At 63.9% G+C, this 17724-nt stretch carries 15 protein-coding genes; 7 read left to right on the top strand and 8 right to left on the bottom strand.

Annotated elements, in window-relative coordinates; translation table 11 throughout:
- The first annotated feature begins 181 nt into the window (after positions 1 to 181).
- The 3 genes from GYA95_RS24980 to ilvD all read left to right on the top strand — a co-directional run bounded on the left by GYA95_RS24980 (position 182) and on the right by ilvD (position 4123).
- Positions 182 to 721 (top strand): type 1 glutamine amidotransferase domain-containing protein, encoded by a 540-nt coding sequence (locus GYA95_RS24980; RefSeq protein WP_015272168.1) that lies wholly within the window; start codon positions 182 to 184, stop codon positions 719 to 721.
- 92 nt (positions 722 to 813) lie between these two features.
- Positions 814 to 2010, top strand: coding sequence for a class I SAM-dependent rRNA methyltransferase (locus tag GYA95_RS24975; RefSeq protein ID WP_013974648.1), 1197 nt, complete (start codon positions 814 to 816; stop codon positions 2008 to 2010).
- A 271-nt stretch (positions 2011 to 2281) separates the two neighbouring features.
- Positions 2282 to 4123, top strand: coding sequence for a dihydroxy-acid dehydratase (gene ilvD / locus GYA95_RS24970; protein WP_015272169.1), 1842 nt, complete (start codon positions 2282 to 2284; stop codon positions 4121 to 4123).
- 70 nt (positions 4124 to 4193) lie between these two features.
- Here ilvD and GYA95_RS24965 read toward each other — a convergent pair whose 3' ends face one another.
- Positions 4194 to 5048, bottom strand: coding sequence for a LysR family transcriptional regulator (locus GYA95_RS24965; RefSeq protein ID WP_015272170.1), 855 nt, complete (start codon positions 5046 to 5048; stop codon positions 4194 to 4196).
- Positions 5049 to 5187: 139 nt separating this feature from the next.
- On the opposite strand from GYA95_RS24965, the gene GYA95_RS24960 reads away from it, so the two are divergent.
- Positions 5188 to 5856: an FMN-dependent NADH-azoreductase gene (locus GYA95_RS24960; RefSeq protein ID WP_015272171.1), complete on the top strand. Its 669-nt coding sequence runs from the start codon at positions 5188 to 5190 to the stop codon at positions 5854 to 5856.
- Between the two features lie 9 nt (positions 5857 to 5865).
- Here GYA95_RS24960 and GYA95_RS24955 read toward each other — a convergent pair whose 3' ends face one another.
- A complete protein-coding gene (locus GYA95_RS24955; RefSeq protein WP_015272172.1) occupies positions 5866 to 6921 on the bottom strand; it encodes an HAD family hydrolase in 1056 nt (351 codons plus the stop codon).
- Positions 6922 to 7165: 244 nt separating this feature from the next.
- Between GYA95_RS24955 and GYA95_RS24950 the strand changes: the two genes are divergently transcribed.
- Complete coding sequence (locus GYA95_RS24950; protein WP_161551517.1) at positions 7166 to 8557, top strand: L-cystine transporter; 1392 nt, start codon at positions 7166 to 7168, stop codon at positions 8555 to 8557.
- Between the two features lie 127 nt (positions 8558 to 8684).
- Here the strand turns inward: GYA95_RS24950 and GYA95_RS24945 are convergent, their stop codons facing one another.
- Complete coding sequence (locus GYA95_RS24945; protein WP_015272174.1) at positions 8685 to 9200, bottom strand: dihydrofolate reductase; 516 nt, start codon at positions 9198 to 9200, stop codon at positions 8685 to 8687.
- Positions 9201 to 9254: 54 nt separating this feature from the next.
- Between GYA95_RS24945 and GYA95_RS24940 the strand changes: the two genes are divergently transcribed.
- Both GYA95_RS24940 and GYA95_RS24935 read left to right on the top strand, forming a co-directional pair.
- Positions 9255 to 10646 carry a DUF2868 domain-containing protein gene (locus GYA95_RS24940; RefSeq protein WP_043935982.1) on the top strand — a complete coding sequence of 464 codons (1392 nt, stop codon included), beginning with the start codon at positions 9255 to 9257 and terminating at the stop codon, positions 10644 to 10646.
- Positions 10639 to 12003, top strand: a complete 1365-nt coding sequence (locus GYA95_RS24935; protein ID WP_161551516.1) for a GTPase/DUF3482 domain-containing protein — start codon at positions 10639 to 10641, stop codon at positions 12001 to 12003. The genes GYA95_RS24940 and GYA95_RS24935 overlap by 8 nt, the downstream gene beginning before the upstream one ends.
- A 125-nt stretch (positions 12004 to 12128) precedes the next feature.
- On the opposite strand, the gene GYA95_RS24930 is transcribed toward GYA95_RS24935, so the two are convergent.
- From GYA95_RS24930 to GYA95_RS24910, 5 genes are all read right to left on the bottom strand, one after another.
- Positions 12129 to 12677 carry a phosphonate degradation HD-domain oxygenase gene (locus GYA95_RS24930; RefSeq protein WP_015272177.1) on the bottom strand — a complete coding sequence of 183 codons (549 nt, stop codon included), beginning with the start codon at positions 12675 to 12677 and terminating at the stop codon, positions 12129 to 12131.
- A gap of 114 nt (positions 12678 to 12791) precedes the next feature.
- Complete coding sequence (locus tag GYA95_RS24925; RefSeq protein WP_015272178.1) at positions 12792 to 13817, bottom strand: putative 2-aminoethylphosphonate ABC transporter substrate-binding protein; 1026 nt, start codon at positions 13815 to 13817, stop codon at positions 12792 to 12794.
- A gap of 18 nt (positions 13818 to 13835) precedes the next feature.
- On the bottom strand, positions 13836 to 15560 hold the full coding sequence (locus GYA95_RS24920) for a putative 2-aminoethylphosphonate ABC transporter permease subunit (RefSeq protein WP_015272179.1): 1725 nt from the start codon (positions 15558 to 15560) through the stop codon (positions 13836 to 13838).
- A 1-nt stretch (position 15561) separates the two neighbouring features.
- Positions 15562 to 16620 carry a putative 2-aminoethylphosphonate ABC transporter ATP-binding protein gene (locus tag GYA95_RS24915; RefSeq protein ID WP_015272180.1) on the bottom strand — a complete coding sequence of 353 codons (1059 nt, stop codon included), beginning with the start codon at positions 16618 to 16620 and terminating at the stop codon, positions 15562 to 15564.
- Positions 16621 to 16851: 231 nt separating this feature from the next.
- Complete coding sequence (locus GYA95_RS24910; RefSeq protein WP_015272181.1) at positions 16852 to 17721, bottom strand: LysR family transcriptional regulator; 870 nt, start codon at positions 17719 to 17721, stop codon at positions 16852 to 16854.
- Between the last annotated feature and the right edge of the window lie 3 nt (positions 17722 to 17724).

Below are 17724 nucleotides of genomic sequence, written 5' to 3'. Positions count from 1 at the left end.
TGCAAGGCTTGCTGGATCTGTTCGGCGCTGAGTTCTTGGGACATACGTGCACACTCGTTTGGGACCGGCGATTCTAACCCTCCAGACCGGAAAGGGACCAACCACTGAATCGTTGCGCCGGAACTTTACTCTATCCATGCGGGCCTCTTTCTCATATTCATCAAGGAAAGGAGCAAGGCCCATGAGTGTAGAACTGAACGGCAAGCGAGTGGCTTTCCTGGTCACCGACGGCTTCGAGCAAGTGGAACTGACAGGCCCCCGCGAGGCCCTGGAACAGAGCGGCGCGGTGGTGGACATCCTCAGCAACAAAGAGGGAACGGTACGCGGCTGGAACCACGACCAGCCGGCTGACGCATTCGCCGTGGACGCAACCTTCGAAAGCGCCCACCTGGACCTCTACGATGCCCTGGTGCTGCCCGGTGGCGTGCAAAACTCTGACACGATTCGGTTGATTCCCGCTGCGCAGAAACTGGTGAAAAGCCACGATTCGGCTGGCAAGCTGCTGGCGGTGATTTGTCATGGTGGCTGGTTGCTGGTGTCCTGCGGGTTGGCCAAGGGCAGGCGGCTGACCAGCTACAAGACCCTGCAGGACGACATCCGCAATGCCGGCGGAGACTGGGTGGATGAAGAAGTGGTGGTCGATGGCAACCTGATCACCAGCCGCCAGCCCGATGACATTCCGGCGTTCAACCGGCAACTGATCAAGGCATTGGCAGCCTGACGTCATCTCATGGCCGACGCGAGGCTGCTCCTGCAAGGGACGAGTGCCCAGGCAACAGGCTATAATCCCGCTCTTTTTCCCGGAGCGACGTCATGTCCCTGCCCAGCCTACGCCTCAAAGCCAATGCCGACCGCCGCCTGCGCGCCGGCCACCTGTGGGTCTACAGCAACGAAGTCGACGTCAGCGCGACCCCGCTGCAAGGCTTCCAGGCCGGCCAGCAGGCTGTTCTCGAGGCGGCCAACGGCAAGCCGCTGGGTATCGTCGCACTGAGCCCGAACAACCTGATCTGCGCCCGCCTGCTGTCGCGCGACGCCAAGCTGCCGCTGGACAAGTCGCTGCTGGTGCACCGCCTGAACGTCGCCCTGTCGCTGCGCCAGCGCCTGTTCGACCAACCGTGCTACCGCCTGGTCTATGGCGATTCCGACCTGTTGCCAGGCCTGGTGGTCGACCGCTTCTTCGACATCCTCGTGGTGCAATTGGCCTCCGCCACCATGGAAGCGCACAAGGACGACGTGATTGCAGCCCTGGTACAGGTGCTCAAGCCAAGCGGCATCCTGTTCAAGAACGACTCCTCCGCACGGGATGCCGAAGGCCTGCAGCGCTATGTCGAAACCGTCTATGGCGAGGTGCCGGACTGGGTGCCGCTGGAAGAAAACGGCGTCAAATTCGAAGCCCCGGTACGCGAAGGCCAGAAGACCGGCTGGTTCTACGACCACCGCATGAACCGTGCACGCCTGGCGCCGTACGTGAAAGGCAAGCGCGTGCTCGACCTGTTCAGCTACATCGGTGGCTGGGGCGTGCAAGCCGGTGCCTTCGGCGCCAGCGAAGTGTTCTGCGTCGACGCCTCGGGCTTCGCCCTGGACGGCGTGGAGCGTAACGCCGCGCTGAACGGCATCAGCGAGAAACTGACCTGCATCGAAGGCGATGTGTTCGAGGCCCTGCGCGAACTGAAGGCCGCCGAAGAGCGCTTCGACGTGATCATTGCCGACCCACCCGCCTTCATCAAGCGCAAGAAAGACCTGAAGAACGGCGAAGCGGCCTACCGCCGCCTGAACGAACAGGCCATGCGCATGCTGACCAAGGACGGCATCCTGGTCAGTGCCTCGTGCTCGATGCACCTGCCCGAGGACGACCTGCACAACATCCTGCTGACCAGCGCCCGTCACCTGGACCGCAACCTGCAGTTGCTCGAACGCGGCGGCCAAGGCCCCGACCACCCGGTGCACCCGGCCATCGCCGAAACCCGCTACATCAAGAGCATCACCTGCCGTTTGCTGCCAAACAGCTGATATCCGCTAAAAAGGGCCGCCAAGCGGCCCTTTCCTGCTGCAATCTCCCCGCCAGCTATCCACATCTGCATTCCCTCGCCGCGCCAGCGGTGTAGAATCGGCCTATTCATCGCCAGTCATCCCCGGCGGGTTTATGAGCTCTGCCCAAGCACGCGGCGATCCCGCGCGGTCTTCGGCCCCATCCGTGCCAGTGGCAACCGGCCTGCGGTACAAAGGACAAGAGAAGCTCACTCCCCTTTTTGTGACCTGATTAAGCCGCCAGGAGTGTTTCATGCCTGATTATCGTTCCAAGACTTCCACCCAAGGCCGCAACATGGCCGGCGCCCGTGCCCTGTGGCGCGCCACCGGGATGAAGGACGAAGATTTCAAGAAACCGATCATCGCCATCGCCAACTCGTTCACCCAGTTTGTCCCGGGCCACGTGCACCTGAAGGACCTGGGCCAGCTGGTCGCCCGCGAAATCGAACGCGCCGGTGGCGTGGCCAAGGAATTCAACACCATCGCGGTCGATGACGGCATCGCCATGGGCCACGACGGCATGCTCTACTCGCTGCCAAGCCGCGAGATCATCGCCGACGCCGTGGAGTACATGGTCAACGCCCATTGCGCCGACGCCATCGTGTGCATCTCCAACTGCGACAAGATCACCCCCGGCATGCTGATGGCCGCCCTGCGCCTGAACATCCCGGTAATCTTCGTCTCCGGCGGCCCGATGGAAGCCGGCAAGACCAAGCTGGCCAGCCACGGCCTGGACCTGGTCGACGCCATGGTCATTGCCGCCGACTCCTCGGCTTCCGACGAAAAAGTCGCCGAATACGAGCGCAGCGCCTGCCCTACCTGCGGTTCGTGCTCCGGCATGTTCACCGCCAACTCGATGAACTGCCTGACCGAAGCCCTGGGCCTGGCCCTGCCGGGCAACGGTTCGACCCTGGCCACCCACGCCGACCGCGAGCAGTTGTTCCTCACTGCCGGCCGCACCATCGTCGAGCTGTGCAAGCGCTACTACGGCGAGAACGATGAGTCGGTACTGCCGCGCAACATCGCCAATTTCAAGGCGTTCGAGAACGCCATGATGCTCGACATCGCCATGGGCGGTTCGACCAACACCATCCTGCACCTGCTGGCTGCCGCCCAGGAAGCCGAGGTGGCGTTCGACCTGCGCGACATCGACCGCCTGTCGCGCAAGGTGCCGCAACTGTGCAAGGTTGCGCCGAACATTCAGAAATATCACATGGAAGACGTGCACCGTGCCGGCGGCATCTTCAGCATCCTCGGCTCGCTGGCCCGTGGCGGCCTGCTGCACACCGACCTGCCGACCGTGCACAGCCGCAGCATGGAAGAAGCCATCGCCAAGTGGGACATCACCCAGACCGATGACGAAGCCGTGCACACCTTCTTCAAGGCTGGCCCTGCCGGCATTCCGACCCAGACGGCATTCAGCCAGTCGACCCGCTGGCCGAGCCTGGACCTGGATCGTGCCGAAGGCTGCATTCGCAGTGTCGAGCACGCCTATTCGCAGGAAGGCGGCCTGGCCGTGCTGTACGGCAACATCGCGCTGGATGGCTGCGTGGTGAAAACCGCCGGTGTCGACGAGTCGATCCTGGTGTTCGAAGGCACCGCGAAGATCTTCGAGAGCCAGGACAGCGCCGTACGCGGCATCCTCGCCGACGAAGTGAAGGCCGGCGACATCGTGATCATCCGCTACGAAGGCCCGAAAGGTGGCCCGGGCATGCAGGAAATGCTGTACCCGACCTCGTACCTGAAGTCCAAGGGCCTGGGCAAGGCTTGCGCCCTGCTCACCGACGGCCGCTTCTCGGGCGGCACCTCGGGCCTGTCGATCGGCCACGCCTCGCCGGAAGCCGCAGCCGGCGGCGCCATCGGCCTGGTGCGCGACGGCGACAAGGTGCTGATCGACATCCCGAATCGTTCGATCAACCTGCAGGTCAGCGACGAAGAGCTGGCCGAGCGCCGTGTCGAGCAGGACAAGAAGGGCTGGAAACCGGCTGAAGTACGCCCACGCAAGGTGACCACCGCGCTGAAGGCCTATGCCCTGCTGGCGACCAGTGCCGACAAGGGTGCTGTGCGTAACAAGGCGATGCTGGAAGGGTTGTAAGGCTTTCTGGCGTTTGAAAAAGCCGGCGCCTTGTGCGCCGGCTTTTTTATGGCGCTAGAGAAATGCTGAGTCAAAGCTCCCCCCTCGAAGCACATTGGCGCAATTGCGCCAGCAGCAGGGCAACTGAGCGCTTCGGCTTCGCCACCGAGGTCAAAATGAACTGCGCTTGAGGAAGGGATGGCAGCGTTGGCACTTCCTGTAAACCTGCAGTCAGTGCGGACGACCGGGTGACTGGCGTTACACCCAGCCCACCACTGACAGCGGTTATCAGCCCCCCGGCACTTGGGCTCTGGCAAACGATCCGCCATTGTCGCCCCGCACGCGCCAGGGCTTCGATGGCGGCGGCACGGTAGGGGCATTGATCGGAAAACACCGCCAAGGGTATTGGAGTGGTTGCATCATCGGTGGGCAGCGCAACCGGCCCTCTCGCCCAGACCAACGGCTCGGACCAAAGCAGTTCGCCACGTTCTTCGTCGCCGCAGCGGCTCCCCAACACGATATCGAGCCCACCCGATTGAACAAGTGCAAGCAGCTCGCCGGTCAGGCCGACTTTCAGGGAAACCTCTACATCGGGATGCGCCACCGAGAATCGACGCAGGCAGTCGATGATGGGGGCTTTCACCATCTCCTCGCTCAAGCCCACAAATACCATGCCTGAAACCCGACGGCCTACGCCCAGGCTCGCGCGAGCATCATCATGCAACGCCAGGATAGTGCGGGCATAACCTGCCAGCCGGGCGCCCGCTGGCGTCAGGCTGACCGAACGGGTCGTGCGCTCCAGCAATTTGTGCCCAGCTTCACTCTCCAGCCGCCTGATGTGAGCGCTGATCGCCGACTGCGTTAGATGCAGCCTCTGCGCCGCGCGCGTGAAACCACCGTTGTCGGCAACGGCAAGCAAGCTACGCAAAAGCACAGTATCGAACACAGATTAATCACCTATCTCACTCAATATGCAGAGCATACGTCATTTCTATAAACAATCATTCTGAATCAGACTTTGCGCCAAGCACCTGTGCAGTCGAACGCCAGGGGAAGTGTCACCAACGCTGCCAAGGAGAAGCCCAATGGTTGAACGTATCTTGTATGTTTGTGCCTCACCGAGAGGAGAGCGGTCCGTTTCCACTCAGATTGCAGAAGTGTTCCTGACGGCATTGGCCGAGCGCAAAGCCGTGGAGATTGACTGCCTTGACCCTTGGGAATGCGAGCTCCCCGAAGTGGATGGCGCTTTGCTCGCGGCAAAGTACGCAGGGCTTGCCGATGCCCCACTGTCAACCGCCCAGGCTGCAGCATGGGGGCAGATCAAGGCACTCGCTGAACGGTTCCACCGGGCTGATACCTTGGTGTTCAGCGTACCGCTGTGGAATTTCGGCATCCCGTACAAGCTCAAGCATCTGATCGACGCAATTTCGCACAAAGGCGTCCTGTTCACCTTCGATGAGCAAGGGTTGAATGGCATGCTGGGCGGACGTCGAGCTGTTGCAATCTACTCCCGTGGACTTGGTTACGGCTCTGACTCACAGACACCCGACCAGGCTTTTGGACTGGAAAAACCCTTCATCGATACGTGGTTCCGCTTCGTCGGGATTAACCAGGTGCACAGTGTCGTGGTCGAACAGACGCTTGGCCCGGTGGGGGCCAGCGTCCGTGCAAGCGCCATCGAAGCAGTGACCTTGTTGGCACAGAACATCGATCAGGAAGCGGCCCGGACTCTCATCGTGGGCCGCAACGGCTGACAGGCCTCGTTACTGGATCTGCTCCGGTGTCACGATCACCCAGTTCTTGTCGGCGGTCACTGGCAGCCCTTCCTTGGCCTGCGCCGCAGCATTCCTGGCAATCATCCCGTTCAGCTGGTCCATGTACTTGGCCTTGCGATTTATCCACAGGTGAATGCCGCCCTTGCCCACATCCACGCCATGGAATTGCATGTAGCCATCACTGGTCGGCGTATCGCCGCCGACCAGCACCGGCTTTTTCCACTCATCGATATAGGTGAGGATCGCCGCCTGCTTGCCTGCCATCCAGGTGGCCGGGGTCCACAGGTATGGGGTCAGCTCCAGCCCCACGTTGGCCTTGGCATCATAGTGCCCGGCGCTGATCTGCTTGCGTGCGGTGGTCAACTGACCGCTGGCACGGTCCTTCAGCAACAGGCTCACGCCAATCACGTTCTGCGGCTTCACGTTGTAGCCGTACTTGGGGTCCGACGCGACCATGCGCACCAGCTCCTCGGAAGCAGCGGAAACCACATAGACCTCGATACCGTTCTCCATCAGCTTGTTGTACAGCTCGGCCTGGCCCTTGAAGACCTTGGGTGGCTGTACCTCGATGGCCTTGACCTGGTCCCCTTCGTAATAGGTGGCCGGGATCGGTTTGCCGGAGGCCATCAGCTCATCCACCTGCACCTTCAGCTCCTGCAGGGTAAAGCCGGAGAACACCTGGGCCACCCACGGGTAGCAGACCATGTCGTCCACTTCACACAGCCGGTAGTAGTAGCTGAACAGGCTTTCCTTATGCTCGGCGGTGTCCTTGAACGGCATCAGCTTCAACGAGGGGTCGAGCTTGTCGCGGCTCAGCAGGCCCTTGTTTTCCATGAACGGCAGCAAGGCCTCTTCAAGATCGTAGCGGTAGCTGGTGTTGTCCATGTCGAACACCGCGTAGTTACCCTTGTTGGCATTGGCGGCGATCATGCTGTCGAGCTGCCTGGCCGCGTCGGCGGGCCAGTGTTTGAGCTCGGTGGCGAAGGTTTCGATACTGAACAACAGGGACAGGCCGACGGCGACGGCTTTCGGAGCAAACTTCATGTACGAATCTCCTGAAATGACTCAGAAACGCTAGTGCAACAACCTGCGCTGGCAGCCCTCGATAACGACCTCCATGCAGCTGCAAACGCCGCGTTCATTGCAATCCGCGACACATCGTTATTCCATAAACGACTATACAAATTCCATTTGGGTATAAATTCGTTTGTTTTCAGGCTGTTAGCATTTCCGTTCGCAATCGCTCACAGGGGCGATGCCTCTTCTGCTTTTTTCTGCTGGAGCTTCAATGAACCTGCCGCTGTCCCTTAACCTGCTGGCGTTCCTGGCCCTGTTGCTGGACCTGGCACAAACCCGCCGCACCGACTGGAGCCTGGCCAAGAAGGTATTGCTGGGCCTGGTGCTGGGCGTGGTGTTCGGCCTGATCCTGCATACCGTCTATGGCGCTGGTCACCCTGTGCTCAAGGCCACCATCGCCTGGCTCGATCTGGTCGGCAACGGCTACGTCGGCTTGCTGCAGATGATCGTCATGCCGCTGATCTTCGCCTCGATCCTCAGTGCCGTGGCGCGCCTGCACAATGCCTCGTCGTTGGGCCGCATCAGTGTGCTGAGCATCGGCACCCTGCTGCTGACCACCGCCATCGCTGCGTTGATCGGCATCGTCCTGACCAACCTGTTCGGCCTCAGCGCCGAAGGCCTGGTGGCCGGCGCCCAGGAAAGCGCGCGCATGCAGGTTATCCACAGCGACTACGCCGGCAAGGTCGCCGACCTCAACATCCCGCAACTGCTGCTGTCGTTCATCCCCAGCAACCCGGTAGGTGACCTGGCACGGGCCAAGCCGACCTCGATCATCAGCGTGGTGATCTTTGCCGTGTTCCTGGGCCTGGCCGCGCTGCAGCTGATCAAGGACGATGCCGAGAAAGGCGAGCGCGCACTGTCGGCCATCGACACCCTGCAGGCCTGGGTGATGCGCCTGGTGCGGGTGGTGATGAAGCTGACCCCGTATGGCGTACTGGCGCTGATGACCAAGGTGGTGGCCAGCTCGAACATGGAAGACATCCTCAAGCTGGGCAGCTTCGTGGTGGTGTCGTACCTGGGCCTGGCGCTGATGTTCGTGGTGCACGGCATTATCCTCGCCGCCACCGGCGTGAGCCCGCTGCGCTTCTTCCGCAAGGTGTGGCCGGTGCTGACCTTCGCCTTCACCAGCCGCTCCAGCGCCGCCAGCATTCCGCTGAACATCGAAGCGCAAACCCGCCGCCTGGGCGTACCGCAGTCGATTGCCAGCTTCAGCGCATCGTTCGGTACCACCATTGGCCAGAACGGCTGCGCCGGGCTCTATCCCGCGATGCTGGCGGTGATGGTGGCGCCGGCGGTGGGCATCGATACCTTCGACCCGCTGTGGATCGCCACCCTCGTGGCCATCGTCACCTTGAGTTCGGCAGGTGTTGCCGGCGTAGGTGGCGGTGCGACTTTCGCCGCGCTGATCGTGCTGCCGGCCATGGGCTTGCCGGTGGAGCTGGTGGCGTTGCTGATTTCGGTGGAGCCGCTGATCGACATGGGCCGCACGGCGTTGAACGTGAACGGTTCGATGACCGCAGGGGTGGTGACCAGCCAACTGCTGAAAGAGACCGACAAGGATGTGCTGGCTGGCGATGAACATGCCGAGCTGAGTCATTCCTGACAGATTGCCGGGGGCGCGTTGCGCCCCTGTCGCGACACAAGGCCGCTCCTACAATCGCCCAGCGTACGCCGATCAATGTAGGAGCGGCCTTGTGTCGCGATAGGGCTGCAAGGCAGCCCCGGCAATCTCAAACCTTGTCCCAGACCTCGAAATGATACCCAGGCTTGCCTTTCTCAGCCTGCGCCTCGCTCGATACCCGCTTCCACTGCCCCCGATCGAACTCAGGGAACCACGCATCCCCTTCCGGCGACAACTCGACCCGCGTCAGGTACATGCGGCTGACCAGCCCTTTCTCCAGCGCTTGCCCATACAGCTGCGCCCCGCCAATCAGCATAAGCTCATCAACGCCCTGCTCACGCGCCCACTGCTCGGCCCGCACCAGCGCCTCTTCCAGCGAGCCAAACACCTCGGCCCCCGCCAGTTCCAGCCCTGCCTGCCGGCTGACGACGATATTCAACCGCCCGGGCAATGGCCTGCCCAGCGAGTCCCAGGTCTTGCGCCCCATGATGATCGGCTTGCCCAGGGTAGTGGCCTTGAAGTACTTGAAGTCCCCCGGCAGATGCCAGGGCATGGAGTTGTCGATGCCGATCACGCGGTTCTCGGCGTGAGCCGCGATCAGGCTGAGGGGGAGTGATGTATTCATGCCAGCGAGGATAGCACCGGGCGTGTGGGTTATGCTTCTGCCCTGACCTGTGCAATGGAAGACCTTGTGACTGCACCCACTTCACTGGACAAGCGCTGGCTCACCGAAGCGGTACGCCTGCGCGAGGAACATGCCGGCCCGCTGGAGGACCAGGAAGCCAACCGCTGCGCCCGCCAGGCAGGCGGTGACCTGGCGGCCCGCATCGAAACCCGTGCCCTGTTCCTGGCCGAACGCGACGGCATCACCACCGCCCTGCGCCACTGGAAACAGGGCGCACGCCTGGCGCTGCTGGCCTTGCTGGTACTGGCCGTGCTCAGCGGCGCAGGGTTGGCCCTGGCCGCCTTGAGCGACGGGCAGCGCCCGGTGAATGTGTTCTGGGCCCTCGGCAGCCTGCTCGGGCTGAACCTGCTGATGCTGCTGGGCTGGGCCATCGGCTTTGCCCTGAGCGGCGAGCATGGCGCGGGGCTGGGCCGTTTGTGGCTGTGGCTGAGCGAACGCTTTGCCCGTGACGCCAAGGCCGCGCACCTGGCACCGGCGCTGCTGGTGCTGCTGCAACGTCAACGCCTCAACCGCTGGCTGCTCGGCCTGCTGGTGCATGGCCTGTGGCTGCTGGCGATGATCACCGCGCTGGGCATGCTGCTGGCCTTGCTGGCGACCCGGCGCTATGGCTTTGTCTGGGAGACAACCCTGCTCGCCGCCGACCCGTTCATCCACCTGACCCAGGCCTTGGGCGCGCTGCCCTCGTTGCTGGGCTTCACGGTACCCGACGAGGCCATGATCCGCGCCAGCGGCGACAGCCAGCCGGCCCTGGACCTGGCGCGCCAGGCCTGGGCCAGCTGGCTGCTTGGCGTGGTGCTGGTGTACGGCCTGCTTCCGCGCCTGCTGTTGGCCGGGCTGTGCCTGTGGCGCTGGCGTCAAGGCCGCCAACGCCTGGCGCTGGACCTCAGCCTGCCCGGCTACGCGCAGCTGCGTGAAGCGCTGATGCCGCGCAGCGAACGCATCGGCGTCCAGGATGCCGCGCCCGAGGCCTTGCCGCAGTTTGCCGCTGGCCAGCTGGAAAGTGGCAGCAGCGGCGCCCTGCTGGTCGGCCTGGAGCTGGACGACCAGCACCCCTGGCCGCCCGCGCTGCCAAAAAGCGTAACCAGTGCCGGCGTGCTCGACAGCCGAGAATCGCGTAACCGCCTGCTCGAACAGCTCAGCCGTTTCCCGCCAGCACGCCTGGCCATCGCTTGCGACCCGCGCCGCTCTCCCGATCGTGGCAGCCTGGCGTTGCTCGCCGAACTGGCACGCAACGCCGGCGCCACCCGTATATGGCTACTGCAGGCCGCACCGGGCGAGGCCCTGGACGCCCAGCGCCTGGGCGACTGGCACGAAGCCCTCGACCACCTTGGTCTGGCGCATGCCGATACCTCGCCGCTGACCTGGCTGGAGCATGGCCATGATTGAGCCGCTGAAACTGGCCGTGGTCGGCCACACCAACGTCGGCAAGACCTCGCTGCTGCGCACCCTGACCCGTGACGTCGGCTTTGGCGAAGTTTCCCACCGCCCCAGCACCACCCGCCATGTGGAAGGTGCGCGGCTGTCGGTGGACGGCGAACCTTTGCTCGAGTTGTATGACACCCCGGGCCTGGAAGACGCCATTGCCCTGCTCGACTATCTCGAACGCCTGGAGCGCCCGGGCGAGCGGCTGGACGGCCCGGCCCGCCTCGAGCGCTTTCTGCAAGGCAGCGAGGCACGCCAGCGTTTCGAGCAGGAGGCCAAGGTGCTACGCCAGCTGCTGGCCAGCAATGCCGGCTTGTATGTGATCGACGCCCGCGAACCAGTGCTGGCCAAATACCGCGACGAACTGGAAGTGCTGGCCAGCTGCGGCAAACCGCTGCTACCGGTGCTCAATTTCGTCGCCAGCCATCAGCACCGCGAGCCGCAATGGCGTGAAGTCCTTGCCAGGCTTGGGCTTCACGCGTTGGTGCGGTTCGACAGCGTGGCCCCGCCAGAGGATGGCGAGCGCCGGTTGTACGAAAGCCTGGCCCTGCTGCTGGAAGACGCCCGCCCGGCCCTGCAGCGGCTGATCGACGACCAGCAGGCACAGCGCCTGGCACGCCGCCACAGCGGCAAGCGCCTGATTGCCGAGCTGCTGCTGGACTGCGCCGCCTGCCGGCGCAGCGTCGAGGCCGAGCCGGCTGCCGAAGCCCGGGCCATCGAGGCATTGCGGCAAGAGGTGCGCCAGCGCGAACAGCGCTGTGTCGAGGCACTGCTCAAGCTATATGCCTTCCGCCGCGAGGACGCCCATGCCAGCGACCTGCCGTTGCTGGATGGCCGTTGGGGCGATGACCTGTTCAATCCCGAAACCTTGAAGCTGCTGGGCGTGCGTTTGGGCAGCGGTGTGGCCGCCGGTGCTGCGGCGGGTGCCGGGGTGGACCTGCTGGTCGGCGGCCTGACACTGGGGGCTGCCGCCCTGGCCGGGGCAATTGCCGGCGGCGCGCTGCAGACGGCGCGCAACTATGGGTCGCGGTTGATGGGCAAGCTCAAGGGCAAGCGCGAGCTGACGGTGGACGACACGGTGTTGCGCCTGCTGGCCTTGCGTCAGCAGCAGTTGATGGTGGCGCTGGAAAACCGCGGGCATGCGGCGCAGGACAGCATTCGGCTGGGGGAACTGGATGAGAAGGCCTGGCGGGAGGGCAAGTTGCCGGAGGCGCTGAGCAAGGCGCGGGCGCATCCGCAGTGGTCCACCCTGAACCCTGGGGCGAAGCTGAACCAGGCTGAGCGGCAGGAACAGCTGGAGGCGCTGGTTTCACAGTTTTGATCAAGCGGGTCTGGCCTCTTCGCGGGTAAACCCGCTCCCACAGGTATCTCACATTCCTTGAGATGTGCACTATTCCTGTGGGAGCGGGTTCACCCGCGAAGAGGCCCGCACAGGCAGCCCACATCTCAAAGTAATGCCAAAGCCTTCCGCTTCAACCCATCCAGGTCAATCACCGTCACCCCGACCACCTTGGCCCGCTCATCCCACTCCCTCATCCGCAAGCTCACCTCGAACAGCGGATCCCGCTCGAACACATCCGCCTCGTCCTCGCTCATCACGCCCCCCTGATACTCCAAAGTCCGCCGGCTCGCCTCACTCAACCGCTGGTAATACCCAGGCTGGCGCAAAGTCAGGTAGCGCTTGGCCTCCACGTGATACTGCACCAGCCGCGCCATGCGTTCGCCGAAGCCACAGCGGCGTAAATACTCAGCGCCGATGCGCTCATGGCTGACCACGCCATAGCCGCCCATGCTCGCGTCACCGCCGCACAGGTGGCCAATGTCGTGGAAGAACGCCGCCAGCACCACTTCGTCGTCGAAGCCTTCGGCGATGGCCAGTTGCGCGGCCTGGGACATGTGTTCGAGCTGGGTGATCGCTTCGCCGATGTAGTCGTCACTGCCGTGGCGTTCGTACAGCGCGAAGGTGCTGTCGATGATCTGGGCTGGGGTTGGCATCACCGTCTTCTCCTGGCTTGATTGGGTGGTGGCTTCTTCGCAGCACAAGGCTGCTCCTACAGGTTGTCGCCGCCCCGTAGGAGCAGCCTTGTGCTGCGAAGAGGCCGGTGCAGGTTACTGCTGAGCCACCTTCTCCGACTTGCCGTCATAGCGCTTGCGCCACTCGGCCAGGATCTGGTCACGGTTCTTCGAGGCCCAGGCAAAGTCGTTCTTGATCAGGCGCTGTTCATAGTCAGCCGGCAGTTCGGTCTGCGGCTTGGCAATACCCGGGGCAGCCAGCACGGCGAAGTTCTCCTTGTACAGCTCCATGGCCGCCGGGCTTGCCGAGAAATCAGCCAGGCGCCTGGCCGCATCCGCTTTTGGCGAACCTTTGATCACCGCAGTCGCCTCGATCTCCCAACCCAGGCCTTCCTTCGGCAGCACGATGTCCAGCGGCGCGCCCTGGCGCTTGAGCTGCACGGCCGGGTACTCGAACGAGATACCGATCGGGAATTCACCCGCTGCGGCAAGCTTGCACGGCTTGGAACCGGAATGAACATACTGGCCGATGTTCTGGTGCAGTGCATCCATGTACGCCCAACCCTGTGGCTCGCCGAAGGTCTGCAGCCAGGCACTGACATCCAGGAAGCCGGTGCCGGACGAAGCCGGGTTCGGCATGACGATCTTGCCCTTGTACTCGGGCTTGGTCAGGTCCTGCCAGCTCACCGGCTTGCTCAGGCCCTGCTTCTCGGCCTCGATGGTATTGAAGCAGATGGTCGCGGCCCACACGTCCATACCGACCCAGGCTGGCGGGTTGGCAGCATCGCGGTAGTTGGCGGCAATCTTGCCCAGGTCCTTCGGTGCGTAGGCTTCGAGCATGCCGTTCTGGTCGAGGATAGCCAGGCTGGAAGCAGCCAGACCCCACACTGCGTCGGCTTGCGGGCGGTCTTTCTCGGCCAGCAGCTTGGCGGTGATGATGCCGGTAGAGTCGCGAACCCACTTGATCTCGATGTCCGGGTTGGCCTTCTCGAAGGCTTGCTTGTAGCTCTTCAGCTGTTCGGCTTCCAGGGCGGTGTAGACCGTCAGCTGGGTACCAGCGGCCGAAGCCTGCAGGCTGAACACGGCGGAAACGGCAGCGGCAAGTGCAAGGTGCTTGTACATGGGTAGGTTCCTTACAGGTCAGACGGTCGCGGCGCGTTGGCGCCAGGCTTGGGAGCGGCGCAGCAGGCCGCGTGAGGCTGCGGCCAGCAGCAGTGAAGCGCCGGCACTGGTCAGCAGGATCAACGTCGACATGGCGGCGGCACCACCGACATTGCCGGCGTCATCCATGTTCAGCACGGCGACGGCAGCCAGGATGGTGTCGGGGCTGTACAGGAAGATTGCCGCCGACACGGTGGTCATCGCCGATACGAACAGGTAGCGAATGATGTCCAGCAGCGCCGGCAGGCAGATCGGCACGGTCACCCGCAGGAAGTGCCTGTAAAGCGGCGCCTTCAGCGACAGCGCGGCGGCCTCGAACTCGCCGTCGAGCTGGCGCAGGGCGGTGGTCGCGGTCATCTGCGCGGTGGTCAGGTAGTGGGCGATGGTGCACACCACCAGCAGCCCCATGCCGCCGTAGAACACATGCAGCGGGTTGCCGTTCAGGTTGAAGAAGAATACGTAGCCCAGGCCCAGCACCAGGCCCGGCACGGCCATGGGGATGAAGCTGAGCAGGCGCAGCGCCTGGTTGAGCAGGCGTTGGCCCTGGGTCTTCTCCATCAGGTAGGCGCCGGTGAAGATCACGATGCTGCCGATCAGCGCGGTGCCGATGGCCATGGTCACGCTGTTGCGGTAGGCCAGCCAGCCACCACCGGCGGTGTCCTCGAACATGTAGTGACGCAGCGACAACGACAGGTTGTAGGGCCAGAACGTGACCAGCGACGAATACACCGCCATGCCGATCACCAGCAGCAATGCCGCGCACACCAGCAGCACGATCGCCAGGAAGCAGGCATCACGGCCGCGCGACGGCTTGGGCTCGAACACCTGGGCACGGCCGCTCATGGCTTCGCCCTGGCGCCGGCGCAGCCAGGCATCGACGGTAAAGCTGAACAGCGCCGGCAACAGCAGCACCATGCCGATCAACGCGCCGCGGCCGAACTGCTGCTGGCCGACCACCGCCTTGTAGGCTTCCAGCGCCAGCACCTGATAGTCGCCGCCGACCACGACCGGTACACCGAAGTCGGTGATGGTCAGGGTGAACACCAGGCAGAACGCTGCGAATACTGCCTGGCGCGTGGCCGGCCAGGTGATGCTGGTGAACGCTCGCCAAGGGCCGGCACCCATGCTGGACGCTGCGTCGAACAGGCGTGCATCGGCCAGCGATAGCGCCGACAGCAGGATCATCAGGGCATGCGGGAAGGTGTAGATGGCCTCGCCCAGCACAATCCCCCAGAAGCCATAGATGTTGTCGCTGAGCAACCCGCGCAGCAGCCCCTGGTTACCGAACAGGTAGACCAGGGCGATGGCCGGCAGCATTGACGGCGCCAGCAGCGGCAGCAACGAAATCCCCCGCCACAGGCCTTTGCCCGGAATCAGCGTGCGTTGCAGGGCATAGGCGAACAGGTAGGCCAGCGGCACCACGATGGCTGCCACCGTGAAGGCCACCGACAGGCTGTTGCCCAGCAGCCAGTGGAAGTTTTCACTGGCCAACAGTTCGCGGGCCGCCAGCAGGCCACCACCCTGGCCCGCTTCTGCGCTGAAGCCGCGCCAGAAGATCGCCAGCAGCGGCATCAGCACCGCCAGCACCAGAAGGATCAGCAGCAGGCTCTTGCCGCCGACGACGAACAACCGGTCGCCCAAGGCGACACCAGCACGCGGCGTGGCTTTGGCCTGGCTCAGCGGCAGGGACATTGGCGCGGCCATCTCAGGCAAACACCTGCAGGCTCTGCGGTGGCAGCGCCACCCAGATGTCCTGCGAGCCCAGCCGCGGCATGGCCTCGGGGGCAAGCTCCGCCAGCAGTGCATGGCCAGGCAGCGCCTTGAGCTCGAAGCTCATGCGGCAGCGGTTACCAAGGAAGGTGATTTCACGGACCATGGCCGGGAACAGGTTTTCTTCGTGCACCGCCGGGTTGACCGTGATCGCCTCCGGGCGGCAGAACAGCCGGCCGCTGCTGGGTCGGGCCGAACCTGGTGCCAGACGCATGTTCATGCCACCGACCTGGGCATGGCTGTCACTGCTGCGCTGGAACGGCAACCAGTTGCCCTGGCCGACGAACTCGGCAACGAACGGCGTGGCCGGCTGGTCGTAGATTTCCTGCGGGGTGGCGTACTGCTCGACCTGGCCGTTGTTCATCACCGCAATGCGGTCGGCCATCAACATGGCCTCGTCCTGGTTGTGGGTGACCATCAGCGTGGTGATACCCAGCTGGCGCTGCAGCTGGCGCAGTTCGGTGCACAGGTGCTCGCGCACCCGGGCATCCAGCGCCGACATCGGCTCGTCCAGCAGCAGCAACGACGGCGACGGTGCCAGCGCGCGGGCCAGGGCCACACGCTGCTGCTGGCCACCGGAAAGCTGGCCGGGGTATTTCTTCTCGCTGCCGGCCAGGCCCACCAGTTCGAGCATTTCGGTCACTCGCTGGCGGGCCTGTTCACGGCCGCTGCCAGTCAGGCCATAGGCGATATTGGCTTCGACGGTGAGGTTGGGGAACAGCGCGTAGGACTGGAACAGGATGCCGTAGTCACGGGCCTGGGGTGGCAGCTCGGAGATATCGCGCTCGCCGATGTACAACGTACCGCGGTCCTGGCGCTCCAGGCCGGCGATGCAGCGCAGCAACGTGGTCTTGCCGCAGCCGGACGGGCCGAGCAGGCACACCAGTTCGCCGGCGGCGATGTCCAGCGAGACATCATTCAGCGCCGTGAAGGCGCCGAAGCGCTTGTGGATGTTGCGCACTTTCATCTGTGCGCCGGGGGTGGTGTGGTTCATGGCAGGGCCTCATCGAAGAGATGGAGGCCATGCTAGGAAGGCTGTGCGAAGGTTCTGTGGCTTTAGGGCAAAAGCGGGTGATAGTGGTATAGGCAGATTTTGTAGTGGCCTTCAAGGACCCTATTGCCGGCAAGCCAGCTCCCACAGGTACTGCACAGGTTTCAAGGACTGTGGGGTACCTGTGGGAGCTGGCTTGCCGGCGATAGGGCCGGTACAGCCACTACATGGCTATCAGAAGTGCGAACCGGCCACTTCCTGCGCCACCCCAAGGAAGGCCGCCGGCAACCGCGCCTGGCGCCGCTCCTTCAGGCAATACAGGTACTCATGCATCACCGGCGCGTTCTCCAGCGCCAGCACCCGCAACTCAGGGTTGTGCGGCACCTCGTGCCGGGCAATCACGCTGATGCCGATATTGCGCAGTACCGCCTCACGGATCGATTCGCGGCTGCCAATCTCCAGCAACGCCCCGGCTTTCACCCCGGCCTCCTGCATCATCTGCTCGGTCAGCTTGCGTGTGGTCGAGCCCTTCTCGCGCATCAGCAGGCAATGCCCGGCCACCACGTCAATGGACACCGCCTGGCGGTGTGCCAACGGGTGGTTGCGATGCACCGCCACCACCAACGGGTCAGTCCCCAGCACCCGCCGCACCAGCCGCGCGTCTTCCAGCAGTTGCGACGAAGCGGCGATATCCACCCGGTAGTCCTCGAGCATCTCCAGCACCTGCTGCGAGTTGCCGATTTCCACCGCCACTTCCACCTGCGGCAGGCGTTCGCGGTAGATCTTCACCAGGTCGAGGATGTAGTAAGGCGCCGTGGCCGCGATGCGCAGGCTGCCCTGTGCCTGGCCGCTGTTGCGCAGTTCGAACTCGATGTCGGCTTCCTGCTGAAGCAGTGCCTTGACCATCGGCAGCAGGCGCACGCCCTCCTCGCTCAGCACCAGGCGCCGCCCGCCGCGGTAGAACAGCTCCACCGCGTACTGGCTCTCCAGGTTGCGAATCTGCGTGGTCACCGTGGGCTGGCTGAGGCCGAGCTTCTTCGCCGCCAGGGTGATGCTGCCCAGGCGGGCCACCATGTAGAAGGCTTTAAGCTCCGAACTCAGCATGCA

Origin of the sequence: Pseudomonas asiatica, assembly GCF_009932335.1 — a bacterium.
Classification (GTDB): Bacteria; Pseudomonadota; Gammaproteobacteria; order Pseudomonadales; family Pseudomonadaceae; genus Aquipseudomonas; species Aquipseudomonas asiatica.
This window is presented reverse-complemented; position numbering and strand designations above follow the sequence as displayed.

Excerpts from the sequence above, each read along its gene's own strand:
- GYA95_RS24915 (WP_015272180.1), bottom strand. The coding sequence starts at position 16,620 with ATGAACCACACCACCCCCGGCGCACAGATGAAAGTGCGCAACATCCAC.
- GYA95_RS24950 (WP_161551517.1), top strand. The coding sequence starts at position 7,166 with ATGAACCTGCCGCTGTCCCTTAACCTGCTGGCGTTCCTGGCCCTGTTG.
- GYA95_RS24935 (WP_161551516.1), top strand. The coding sequence starts at position 10,639 with ATGATTGAGCCGCTGAAACTGGCCGTGGTCGGCCACACCAACGTCGGC.
- ilvD (WP_015272169.1), top strand. The coding sequence starts at position 2,282 with ATGCCTGATTATCGTTCCAAGACTTCCACCCAAGGCCGCAACATGGCC.
- GYA95_RS24925 (WP_015272178.1), bottom strand. The coding sequence starts at position 13,817 with ATGTACAAGCACCTTGCACTTGCCGCTGCCGTTTCCGCCGTGTTCAGC.
- GYA95_RS24945 (WP_015272174.1), bottom strand. The coding sequence starts at position 9,200 with ATGAATACATCACTCCCCCTCAGCCTGATCGCGGCTCACGCCGAGAAC.
- GYA95_RS24930 (WP_015272177.1), bottom strand. The coding sequence starts at position 12,677 with ATGCCAACCCCAGCCCAGATCATCGACAGCACCTTCGCGCTGTACGAA.
- GYA95_RS24910 (WP_015272181.1), bottom strand. The coding sequence starts at position 17,721 with ATGCTGAGTTCGGAGCTTAAAGCCTTCTACATGGTGGCCCGCCTGGGC.
- GYA95_RS24960 (WP_015272171.1), top strand. The coding sequence starts at position 5,188 with ATGGTTGAACGTATCTTGTATGTTTGTGCCTCACCGAGAGGAGAGCGG.
- GYA95_RS24955 (WP_015272172.1), bottom strand. The coding sequence starts at position 6,921 with ATGAAGTTTGCTCCGAAAGCCGTCGCCGTCGGCCTGTCCCTGTTGTTC.
- GYA95_RS24920 (WP_015272179.1), bottom strand. The coding sequence starts at position 15,560 with ATGGCCGCGCCAATGTCCCTGCCGCTGAGCCAGGCCAAAGCCACGCCG.
- GYA95_RS24940 (WP_043935982.1), top strand. The coding sequence starts at position 9,255 with ATGGAAGACCTTGTGACTGCACCCACTTCACTGGACAAGCGCTGGCTC.
- GYA95_RS24980 (WP_015272168.1), top strand. The coding sequence starts at position 182 with ATGAGTGTAGAACTGAACGGCAAGCGAGTGGCTTTCCTGGTCACCGAC.
- GYA95_RS24975 (WP_013974648.1), top strand. The coding sequence starts at position 814 with ATGTCCCTGCCCAGCCTACGCCTCAAAGCCAATGCCGACCGCCGCCTG.